The sequence below is a fragment of the Candidatus Zixiibacteriota bacterium genome (assembly GCA_021159005.1).
Taxonomy (GTDB): domain Bacteria; phylum Zixibacteria; class MSB-5A5; order UBA10806; family 4484-95; genus JAGGSN01.
The window spans coordinates 1-10441 of sequence record JAGGSN010000059.1 but is presented as its reverse complement, the minus strand read 5'-3'; the positions used below and the strand labels follow the sequence as shown (position 1 = coordinate 10441).

Below are 10441 nucleotides of genomic sequence, written 5' to 3'. Positions count from 1 at the left end.
GTGTCCGCAGACAGGCGGGCGCCGGCAGGCAGGAGGTATCGGCATGACCAATCTTTTCACGGGAGTGACGTTGATTATAATGTTCTGCAAAAGGCTGGACAGTAGTGATAATAAATGAAACTTTTCCATATATTCACTTTTGTTAAATATACCCTAACATTTACAAAATACGATAATTAAACCCCTCATAATAATAGACTAATTGGTATACGTTAAATTTTGAATGAACATCTATAACCTGTTAGCTATTAACGCATTAACAAGCTATAAATGATCATGAAAGTAAAATAATTGATTATAAAAGTAAAATAATTGATAAATATTCTTGATTTCACTTGACACACCTTGTGAAAAAAGTTACTTTCTTGCCGATGAAAAAGCGAGTTTTGGTAAAGAGTTAATGATAAATAACAAAAAACAGTAGGGACTATTATGGCTAAATCTAATTTAGTTTCTCCACATGGCAGTGATACACTGAAGATTCTCCTTCTGGAAGGCAAAGAGCAAGCAGAAGAATTGAAAAAGGCAGAATCGCTTCCAAAAGTAGTGATGACCACTCGTGAAACTGGCGACCTTATTATGATGGGTATTGGCGGTTTTACGCCGCTTGATGGTTTTATGGGTAAAGCTGATTGGGAAGGTGTTTGCAAAGACATGAAGATGTCTAATGGCATATTCTGGCCTATTCCGGTTACGTTATCTCATGGTGAAAAAATCGATCCCGGTACCGAGATATGCCTTATTTCCGGCGAAACGCAGGAAATTATGGGCACGATGAAGGTAACCGAATCGTATCAGATTGATAAGGAATTTGAATGCCAAAACGTTTTCACAACCACCGATTCCGAACATCCGGGCGTAAAAGTGGTAATGGCTCAGAAAGCCTGGAACATTGCCGGTCCTGTGAAGGTTTTGTCTGAAAGCTATTTCCCGAAAGAATTCGCCGACATCTATATGCGTCCCGCCGAAAGCCGCAAAGTTTTCGAGGAAAGAGGCTGGAAAACGGTTGCCGCGCTGCAGCTTCGCAACCCGATGCACCGTTCGCATGAATATCTCGCCAAAATCGCTGTTGAAGTCAGTGATGGCATTTTTATTCATCAGTTAGTCGGCAAGTTAAAACCCGGCGATATTCCGGCTGATGTTCGTGTCAACTGTATTAACACGCTGGTTGAGAATTATTTCGATAAAAACCGCGTCCTCACCGGCGGCTATCCTCTCGATATGCGTTATGCCGGTCCTCGTGAAGGCTTGCTGCATGCATTATTCCGTCAGAATTTCGGCTGTTCACATATGATTATTGGCCGCGACCATGCTGGTGTTGGCAATTATTATGGTCCGTTTGACGCTCAGGATATATTCCATAAACTCTGGGACGGCGCTTTAGAATGCAAGATGCTCCCGATTGACTGGACATTCTGGTGCTACAAGTGCGGCGGTATGGCTTCAATGAAAACATGTCCGCACGGCAAAGAAGACCGTTTGTTCCTCAGCGGAACCGCTCTGCGCAAGTCATTATCGGAAGGCGGCGAGATTCCGGCTGAGTTTAGCCGTCCTGAGGTACTGGCGATTCTTCGCGAATATTATGCTGGTATTAAGGATGAAGACAAGGTTGAAGTTAAGCTTCATGGTCATGCAACCGGCGATGCTAAAGTTGACAGAAAGAAAAAATAACAGGCAATCAATGATACAAACAACATTAATTCATCTTAAGGAGGATGGATGCCAAGTTATGTAATCAACGAGAAATGTGATGGGTGTAAGGCGCTCGACAAAACCGCTTGTCAGCATATTTGCCCCAATGACTTAATGGTCTTGGATAAAGACTCAATGAAAGCCTACAATCAGGCCCCCGAAATGTGTTGGGAGTGCATGTGTTGTGTGAAAATGTGTCCGACTCAGGCAATCGAAATCCGCGGCTATGCCGATTTCGTACCGTTGGGCGGTATTGTTACACCGATGCGCAGCACCGACTCCATTATGTGGACTGTCAAGTTCCGTAATGGCATGCTCAAAAGATTTAAATTCCCGATTCGTACAACTCCCGAAGGTTCTGCTGTTCCGGATGGCGGTTATCCGACTGCTTCTGACGATCTCAAAAGCCCTCTTCTGTTCACTGAACCCGAATCAACCAAATGTTCCGAATTACCAAAGGTCAAGTAAGAAAGGATAGGTAGAATAAATGGCGAATTTTGAAACTGTAGAAGTCACCACTGACGTACTGATTTGTGGTGGCGGCATGGCCGCTTGCGGCTCCGCTGTTGAGGCTGCTTACTGGGCCAAGAAAAACAATCTGAAAGTAACATTGGTCGATAAAGCCGCTATGGACCGTTCCGGCGCTGTGGCTATGGGCTTATCAGCTATCAACCAATATGTTGATGTCAACACTGGCTCTAACACTATTGAGAATTATGTCGATTACGTACGTAATGACCTGATGGGTGTAACTCGTGAAGACTTAGTTGCCAATATTGCCCGTCATGTTGATTCAACAGTTCATCTGTTTGAAAAGTGGGGACTGCCGATTTGGAAAGACGCTGATGGCAATTATGTTCATGAAGGCCGCTGGCAACTGATGATTAATGGCGAATCTTATAAAATTATCGTAGCCGAAGCCGCTAAGAATGCTATTGGCATGGATAATATTTACGAAAGAGTATTTATAACCGAACCGCTGGTAGATGGCGACAAGGTTGTCGGCGCTGTTGGTTTCAGCGTTCGGGAAAATAAGTTTTATATCTTTAAGGCTAAGACAGTTATTGCCGCTATGGGCGGCGCTGTTCACGTCTTTAAGCCGCGTTCCGGCGGCGAGGGTCTGGGTCGTTCCTGGTATCCTCCGTTCAACTCCGGTGCCTCTGCTTATTTCACAATTAAAGCCGGTGCTGAGATGACCTGCCAAGAAGTTAGGTTCATTCCAGTTCGCTTTAAAGATGCTTATGGTCCTGTCGGCGCCTGGTTCTTGCTGTTTAAATCCCGCGCCACCAACGGCTTGGGCGAAAACTACATGCAAACCCGCCGTGATGAACTTGAGAACTGGAAACCTTATGGTATGGTTAAACCGGTTCCTGCCAACCTCCGCAACTGGCTGATGATGCTTGATGTTATGGAAGGCAAAGGTCCCATCTATATGAGGACTGAAGAAGCTATTGCCAAGTTATCAGAAGAAGTTCCGGATCCAAAAGCTCGCAAGAAAAAACTTAAAGAGCTTGAGAGCGAAGCCTGGGAAGACTTCCTTGATATGACTATCTCGCAGGCTATTCTTTGGGCTGCTACTAATACGGCTCCTGAAGAAAAACCGTCAGAAATCGCTGCTTGTGAGCCATACTTCATCGGTTCACACTCTGGCGCCTCAGGCGCTTGGGTTTCTGGTCCGGAGGATATTGCTCCGAAAGAATATTTCTGGGGCTACCCCAACATGACCACAGTTAAGGGTCTGTTTGCCGCTGGCGATGCTTCCGGCGCCTCCAGTCACAAATTCTCCTCCGGCTCGCATGCCGAGGGTAGAATTGCCGCTAAAGCCGCTTGCGCTTATTGTGTTGACAATCCGAATCAGCCGAATGTTGATATAGGCAAGGTTGAAGAGCTTAAAAAGACTATCTTAAACCCGCTTGACCTGTTTGAAACCAATATGAAGGAAACCTCCGATCCTGACATTAATCCAGCTTATATCCGTCCCCAGCAGTTTATGTATCGTTTGCAGAAACTTATGGATGAGTATGCCGGCGGCGTAACCACGCAGTTTACCACCTCCAAGCCTATGCTTGAAAAAGGTCTCGACCTGATGACCTTCCTGAAGGAAGACTCCGAGAAACTGGCTGCCGAAAACCTGCATGAACTTATGCGTTGTTGGGAAAATATCCATCGTATGTGGCAGGCTGAGGCTCACATCCGCACCATCATGTTCCGCGAGGAAACCCGCTGGCCTGGTTACTACTTCAGGTCTGATTTCCCGAGCATGAAAGATGATTGGCATGTTTTCGCCAACTGTAAGTGGAATCGCGATTCAGGCGAATGGGAAATGATGAAGAGAGACATTATTAATATCTATTAAGTTAGATAGCAGTTTGTCGGGTTTCTCCCTTTGGTCGGAACCCGACCTGCTATTGATTGTTGTTTTAGATAAAGTCCCCCGGGCGTTGGCTCGGGGGATTTTTTTTATCTGATGCAAAATCTGTCAGAAGTAACTTCTGACAACACACATCAGTTTCGTGGTTGACTTACCTCCTAGTGCACTTTGTGGTTGGTGTACCTCCTGGTGCACCAACGTTTTTGGGCAAAAAAAACACTTGACATATAACAACTAAACATATTATCTTACTTATGCTTGATATTTGTTTGGAATACTTACACCAAAAAAACATCCGGCAAAGTAGTTCTTATAGATAATATCGAGCATCAAAAAACTTTCTCAAAGGAGTGAACATGAGGAGATATTTTTCACTTTTGTCAGCAGTATTGCTTATAGCCTTATGCGGCAATGCTGAGGCCCAAGATTCGGTGAATATCGAGTACGTAAGCTCAACGCTCTGGTCGGGTGTCAATGATGTGGAAGTTGTCGGCGATTATGCTTATTGCGCCTTTGTTAATGGGCTGGTCATTCTTGATATTGCCGACCCCGCTAATCCTGTCTTTGTCAGCAGGCTGTATTGTCCGAAAACTGGATACCGCATTGATATTTCAGGCAGCTATGCCTATTTGGCCAGTAGAGAATCAGGACTTATGATAATCGATATATCCGATCCCTTTAATCCGATATTGACTGGTAGTTATGATACGCCTAATGATGCCTTGGATGTTTTTGTTTTTGGCAGCTACGCTTATGTAGCTGACGGTATTACACCTGTTGCTAATCGTTCTGGTGGCCTTCAGATAATTAATATATCCGATCCATTTAATCCTACATTTGTAGGAAGCTATAGCGATGCAGGCGTGCAAAGCGTTTATGTTGCCGGTAATTACGCTTATATTGCATGTCAAAATAGGGGTCTTCGGATATTAAATATTTCTGATCCTTCGAATCCGGAACTTATGGGAATCTGTAATACACCGGGCGAGGCTAAGGATGTTTACGTTGCTGACTGTTATGCTTATGTAGCTGATAGAGGTTCCGGATTGCAGATAATCAATGTTTCCAATCCCCAGAACCCTGTGTTAACGGGAACCTGCAATACACCGGGCTGGGCTTCAGCTGTTAGCGTTTTTAACGATTATGCCTATGCAGCTGACAGTATTTCAGGTCTTCAGATAATTAATGTATCCGATCCCTCAAATCCGACACGTGTCGGTAGCTTCGATACGCCAAAATATGCCATAGGCATATATGTTGCCGATAATTATACCTATGTGGCTGATAATAAATCACTTCAGATTATTAATACATCTGAGCCAACGCAGCCAGTGTTTACTGGTAGTTATAATGCTCAGTATGCTCCAAATCAATTTATTATCGATGGTAATTATGCGTATATTTGCAGCTACTGGGATGGTTTTCAAATAGTCAATATATCCGATCCATCTAATCCTATTTTAATAGGCAATTATTATTGGGAAGGGCATAATTTTTATTACAATGTTCAGGTAGTGCAAAACTACGCATATGTAAATATCGGATTGTATCTTCTAAAAATTGATATTACTGATCTTTATCATCCTGTTTTAGTAGACTCCAGCCCATCTTTTTATGATTCTCAAGGACTATATGATTTTTATGTAGAAGGAAGATATGCTTATTGTGCGACCGACAATTATGATTTGGAAATAGTAGATTTTTCTTCTCCTGAAGGTCCAACGCTTATAGGACAATATGAATTTGGATATGGTGGTGTTAGAGATATTTATGTCTCATGTGGATATGCATATTTAGCAATTTATGGTTCTGGTCTTCACATCGTCGATATAACTGATCCTTATAATCCTGTTGATGTTGGCGGGTATTCTTGCTGGCCACAATCGCTTTCTATTCAAGGCAACTATGCCTATATGAGTACTTCTTCAACAATGTTAATACTTGATATATCAAATCCCTCAAATCCAACGCTTGCCGGAAGTTTTCAAAATGATCCCTATATGTCTATAAATAATATTTTCGTTTCCGGAAATTATGCCTATATAGCTTGTAATAGATCGTTTGGAATAATAGATGTATCTAATTTATCAAATCCTTTTTTAGCAGGGAATTATTCCCAATATAGATTTCAAGAAATTTTCGTTTCCTGCGGTTATATTTATGCTGTTGATGGTACCTCATTAGCAATCCTGCAAAATACATCCGTTCCAGCCTGTCGTGAGTATGTTCCCGGCGATGTCAATATGAACTTAGGTTTCTGGCCGCCGGCCGTTATCGGCAGTGATGTTACCTATCTGTCGCATTATTTCATGGGCATGGATAATCCACCGTGTCTTATCGATGGTTTCTGGGCCTCGGCGGATATTAACGGCGACTGCCTGCTTATGGGCAATGATGTAATCAAACTGGCGAGATATTTCAAAGGCTTAGATGTAATCAGTTGGTGTCCCGATTACGAGCCGTTATGGCGGTCAACCTCGGATGCCGATAATGATGGCGAGCCGGCTGGCTGGCCGAATTGTGAGTAGATAAATTTGATGTTTGTTTAAGCGGGTCGTATTGAGATATAGTATCCGCCGCGGAGGACATGCCCTGACGATTTATTTAGCGAAATAGTGTCAGTTCATCCGCCTTAGACGGACTACGAATTGACATAACCTGATATTTTGTTTTTTTAAAGCTGTGCAACCATAGCAATTTATTATACACCATAATTTTGTATAGCATGCTTTAACAATTGCTTCAAACAATTATAATCTCATATAAAATGCTTTGTTTTGTTGTTAAAATAACTATATTCCAATCTACTGTCTGTCAGAAGTAACTTCTGACAGCATATAATGAAGAGTCGTCGGGTTTTTCCCTGCCGCATCGGGTCAGAACTCGACCTACATAAACCGGATTGGAATCTTTTGGGAAGGGTGAGTAATTCAATAAAGACTATGACTGAAAAAAACAGCAAAATAATCTGCCCCCACTGCGGTCAGAAAATGTCGAAATGGGCATCACCGCAGGACTCAACTTGGGGCGTAGAATTTCAATATATCTGTTTCAATGACGAGTGCCCATATTTCATAAAGGGCTGGGAATGGATGCTGGCTCAGTTTAATCAGCATGCCTCATACCGTCACAGATACAATCCCCAAACCGGCGAGTCGGGCCCTCTGCCGGTGTGGTCGAATGAAGCGCTGAAAAATAGCATTATAGAGTAAAATATTTTCATCAGGAGATAATAATGAGAGAGATTGAAAACCTTAAAGAATCAATACTCAAGGAGTACCCCCGATTAAATAAAGACAGCGAATTCCAATTTAGCTGTCGCAAAGATGCGCCCTGCTTTAATGATTGTTGCGGCGATGTTAATATCTTTCTGACCCCGTATGATGTGCTTCGCTTAAAGCAGAGATTAGGTATAAGTTCAGGCGAGTTTTTAGCAAAATATACCATCTCCCCTTTCGATGAGAACTTGAAATATCCGGTGCTGCTTTTGAAGATGTCTGATAACGAGAAGAAAAATTGTCAATTTGTTTCAGATGATGGTTGTACTGTATACGAAGACCGCCCCTGGGCTTGCCGGATGTATCCGCTTGGGATGGCCTCTCCCGGAAAAGACAATCAAGAGCTTAACGAGGAGTTTTATTTCCTGCTGAAAGAATCAATTTGCAAGGGCTTTGAATATGATAAGAAATGGACTGTACGCAAATGGCTGAAAGACCAGGGAATCGATGAGTATAACGCTAATGGCGAATCTTTCAAGGAACTGACGACTCATAAGTTTTTCATCGATGGCAGCAACCTTCCACCGGAAAAAATCGAAATGTTCTTCATGGTTTGTTATGACCTTGATAAATTCAGGCATTTTATATTCGACAGCACATTTTTTGATAAATTTGTGGTTGATGATGATACCAAGAGCAAGATTAAATCGGACGATTTGGAGCTTTTAAAATTCGGTTACAATTGGCTCAAGTTTGTGTTGTTTGGCGAAAAAACCATGACAATTAATCAAGAAGTTGTGCAGGCTAAGAAAGAAGAGATACGGAAAAGGTCGGAGTCGAGCAGCAATTAATTCTTGAGAACGGGCAAGTATTGGCTGGCTGTCAGAAGTAACTTCTGACAGCACATAAACGGCTAAATAATATTTTTTTATATTTAAGTAAAATATCATTTGACAATCATATCAAATGTTTTTATTATGTATAAAAGTTCTTAAATTACAGAGGGCTTAATAAAAAGCAGCATTTTTCATCAAGGTTGCTTATTAAAGTGTTTAGTGCAGCTAAATGGTTTATTAATGAAACTACATTTATTAAGTTAGCAGCAGGCAATTCTTATTAGGAAAGGAGGCTAAAAGTAAATTAAAAAATATCTTTAAAGAGAAATACTTTTTAAAACGCGGTAGTAATCCGACAAATCTTCAATCAAGGAGGAGAGTTTTGAAGATAAAACTTTGTATTTTTACTATTTTTTGTTTTTCATTGGCAATGCTTATAGGGGCTTGTTGTCCTAAAAATCCGACCTTAAATTCATGTATAACAGCTCACGGCAATACCGACTGGCATATCGATACCGCCGAGGAATTTCTTACCGGCAGAGATATGGCAGGTAATCCCTCGGCAGCTAACCACTGTCCCAATTCATGGACAAAGAGACATATGCATGTCGGTCTTAGCAACACTAATCATTATTACTACGATCCTGATCTCACCACTCCCGGTGATGATTCCGACCCGACCAATGGTATCGATATGGCAATGCTGTTTTTCTATGCCGGTCATGGCAATCCTACAACGTGGAATTGTCTTGGCAATAACGGTCATCAAACTAATGTACAGTTGGGCGACTGCCCTCCTGAGAATGGTGGTTTATTGCGCTACTACTGGCAGTGTTCATGCGCGGTGTTTGCTCATGGGCCGAAAGTATGCCCCGGTTCAACACATGACTACACCTGCCCCGGCAGTTTTGACGGTTCGCCTGATTCAAACAACATGCGCAACGTATTCGAACGCTGGGGACCTGCAATAGACCCGGATTTGCGTATGGCTTGCGGCGCCTCAACTTCGGCTTACTGCCACGAATCGCAGACTAATAGAATCTGGTACAACTATAATATCCTGCACTATGATGTTGCCGATGCATTCATCAACGGTTTAAAAGGCACATCATGGGTGGTTCCGCTATGCATAACCTGCGGCGGCGCTGATGTAACCGCTACTCCGCTTTATGATGCCACATTCACCAATCTGGCTAATCAATCCGGCAGAACTCACTATCATATACAATATCTTTCAAGCTTTGCCTCCACTCCAAGGACATCCTCTATATCTATGGAAATACCGGAAGCTCTGCCTGTGTTTGATATGGGCTTGATGTCGAAACCGAGATCATTGCAGAACAAGAAGCTTGAAGTCAGCGGCGACATGATGGTTTCGGAGGAATTAGCTGGCGACCGCGGTTCAAAGGTAACGGTTTATAATCAAAGCGGCGCAGTTTATATTATGGGCGAACGCACCAAGGAAACCTCAAGCTCTGCGGCATTAAGCGAAGAGATTTATCTTGACAAAGCTAAAAGCTTTATAAAAACCGAAGGATGGTCTGAACGTGAAATGGCTGCTCCTATCGGGAATAAAATAATGATCGAGTCTATGCCGATAAAAGGCGAGAACCAGGAAATTCAAAAAACTCAAAAGGATGTTATTGTTTCTTTCGCCAGACAGATTCAAACCGAAAACGGTTCTATTCCTGTTCTCGGCGAGGGTGGAAAAATAACAATTCAGATGAACAACGATGGCTCGATTTATAACGCCTCAAAAGTCTGGCGTTCGATTAAGCAGGGAACCACTCAGAGCATGGTTCAGGTAAAAAACTATGAAGAGGCTTACAAGGAAGCGCTGGAGCAATTAGAAAATAGTAATCAGTACAGGCTTGATAACTGGACATGGGGTTATAAAGAGCTTGCCGGCAATATAAAACAAGATAAGATGGGCATTGTATTCATATTTGAATTCATGCCGATTAGCGAGGAGGATTCTTTTGATTATCCGCCTCAGATGATTGAGATTGCCGGTCAGGATATTTAGACTGCATTCGAGTGTTGTCGGGTGCCCTCACCCGGCAGCATCTTTATCAGGCGGTAAATGTTGGTGCACGAGGACGTACACCAACCACCGCGAACGTCATTCCCAACTTGAGGGCTTGTTGATAAAGGTAATATTGAAATTTATCTCAACGGCGTGGAAAATAATCGGGGCTGAGAAGCCCCGACTATTAAATGTTTATATTAATTATCCCTACTGTCCGGCCTTTTCAATAGAATTCTCCAATTAATACACAATAAATGAAACTTGCTTAAGCCATAACATATAAAACAATAAGCCG

The 10441-nt window shown here is 42.6% G+C and carries 7 protein-coding genes; all 7 read left to right on the top strand.

Going from position 1 to position 10441, the window contains the following annotated elements; all coding sequences use genetic code 11:
• The first annotated feature begins 432 nt into the window (after nt 1–432).
• The gene (gene sat, locus J7K40_03940; protein MCD6161550.1) at nt 433–1671 is read left to right on the top strand and encodes a sulfate adenylyltransferase; all 1239 of its coding nucleotides are present in this window, start codon (nt 433–435) and stop codon (nt 1669–1671) included.
• Between the two features lie 48 nt (nt 1672–1719).
• The gene (gene aprB / locus J7K40_03935) at nt 1720–2160 is read left to right on the top strand and encodes an adenylyl-sulfate reductase subunit beta (GenBank protein ID MCD6161549.1); all 441 of its coding nucleotides are present in this window, start codon (nt 1720–1722) and stop codon (nt 2158–2160) included.
• A gap of 19 nt (nt 2161–2179) precedes the next feature.
• A complete protein-coding gene (gene aprA / locus J7K40_03930) occupies nt 2180–4048 on the top strand; it encodes an adenylyl-sulfate reductase subunit alpha (protein ID MCD6161548.1) in 1869 nt (622 codons plus the stop codon).
• 371 nt (nt 4049–4419) lie between these two features.
• Nucleotides 4420–6591 carry a hypothetical protein gene (locus J7K40_03925; protein ID MCD6161547.1) on the top strand — a complete coding sequence of 724 codons (2172 nt, stop codon included), beginning with the start codon at nt 4420–4422 and terminating at the stop codon, nt 6589–6591.
• 414 nt (nt 6592–7005) lie between these two features.
• Nucleotides 7006–7275 (top strand): ogr/Delta-like zinc finger family protein, encoded by a 270-nt coding sequence (locus tag J7K40_03920; protein ID MCD6161546.1) that lies wholly within the window; start codon nt 7006–7008, stop codon nt 7273–7275.
• A 23-nt stretch (nt 7276–7298) separates the two neighbouring features.
• Nucleotides 7299–8132 (top strand): YkgJ family cysteine cluster protein, encoded by an 834-nt coding sequence (locus tag J7K40_03915; GenBank protein ID MCD6161545.1) that lies wholly within the window; start codon nt 7299–7301, stop codon nt 8130–8132.
• A gap of 367 nt (nt 8133–8499) precedes the next feature.
• Nucleotides 8500–10143 (top strand): hypothetical protein, encoded by a 1644-nt coding sequence (locus J7K40_03910; protein ID MCD6161544.1) that lies wholly within the window; start codon nt 8500–8502, stop codon nt 10141–10143.
• The last annotated feature ends 298 nt before the right edge of the window (nt 10144–10441 follow it).

What these genes read in the sequence shown, in the direction of transcription:
- sat (MCD6161550.1), top strand. Translation starts at nt 433, where the DNA reads ATGGCTAAATCTAATTTAGTTTCTCCACATGGCAGTGATACACTGAAG.
- aprB (MCD6161549.1), top strand. Translation starts at nt 1,720, where the DNA reads ATGCCAAGTTATGTAATCAACGAGAAATGTGATGGGTGTAAGGCGCTC.
- aprA (MCD6161548.1), top strand. Translation starts at nt 2,180, where the DNA reads ATGGCGAATTTTGAAACTGTAGAAGTCACCACTGACGTACTGATTTGT.
- J7K40_03925 (MCD6161547.1), top strand. Translation starts at nt 4,420, where the DNA reads ATGAGGAGATATTTTTCACTTTTGTCAGCAGTATTGCTTATAGCCTTA.
- J7K40_03920 (MCD6161546.1), top strand. Translation starts at nt 7,006, where the DNA reads ATGACTGAAAAAAACAGCAAAATAATCTGCCCCCACTGCGGTCAGAAA.
- J7K40_03915 (MCD6161545.1), top strand. Translation starts at nt 7,299, where the DNA reads ATGAGAGAGATTGAAAACCTTAAAGAATCAATACTCAAGGAGTACCCC.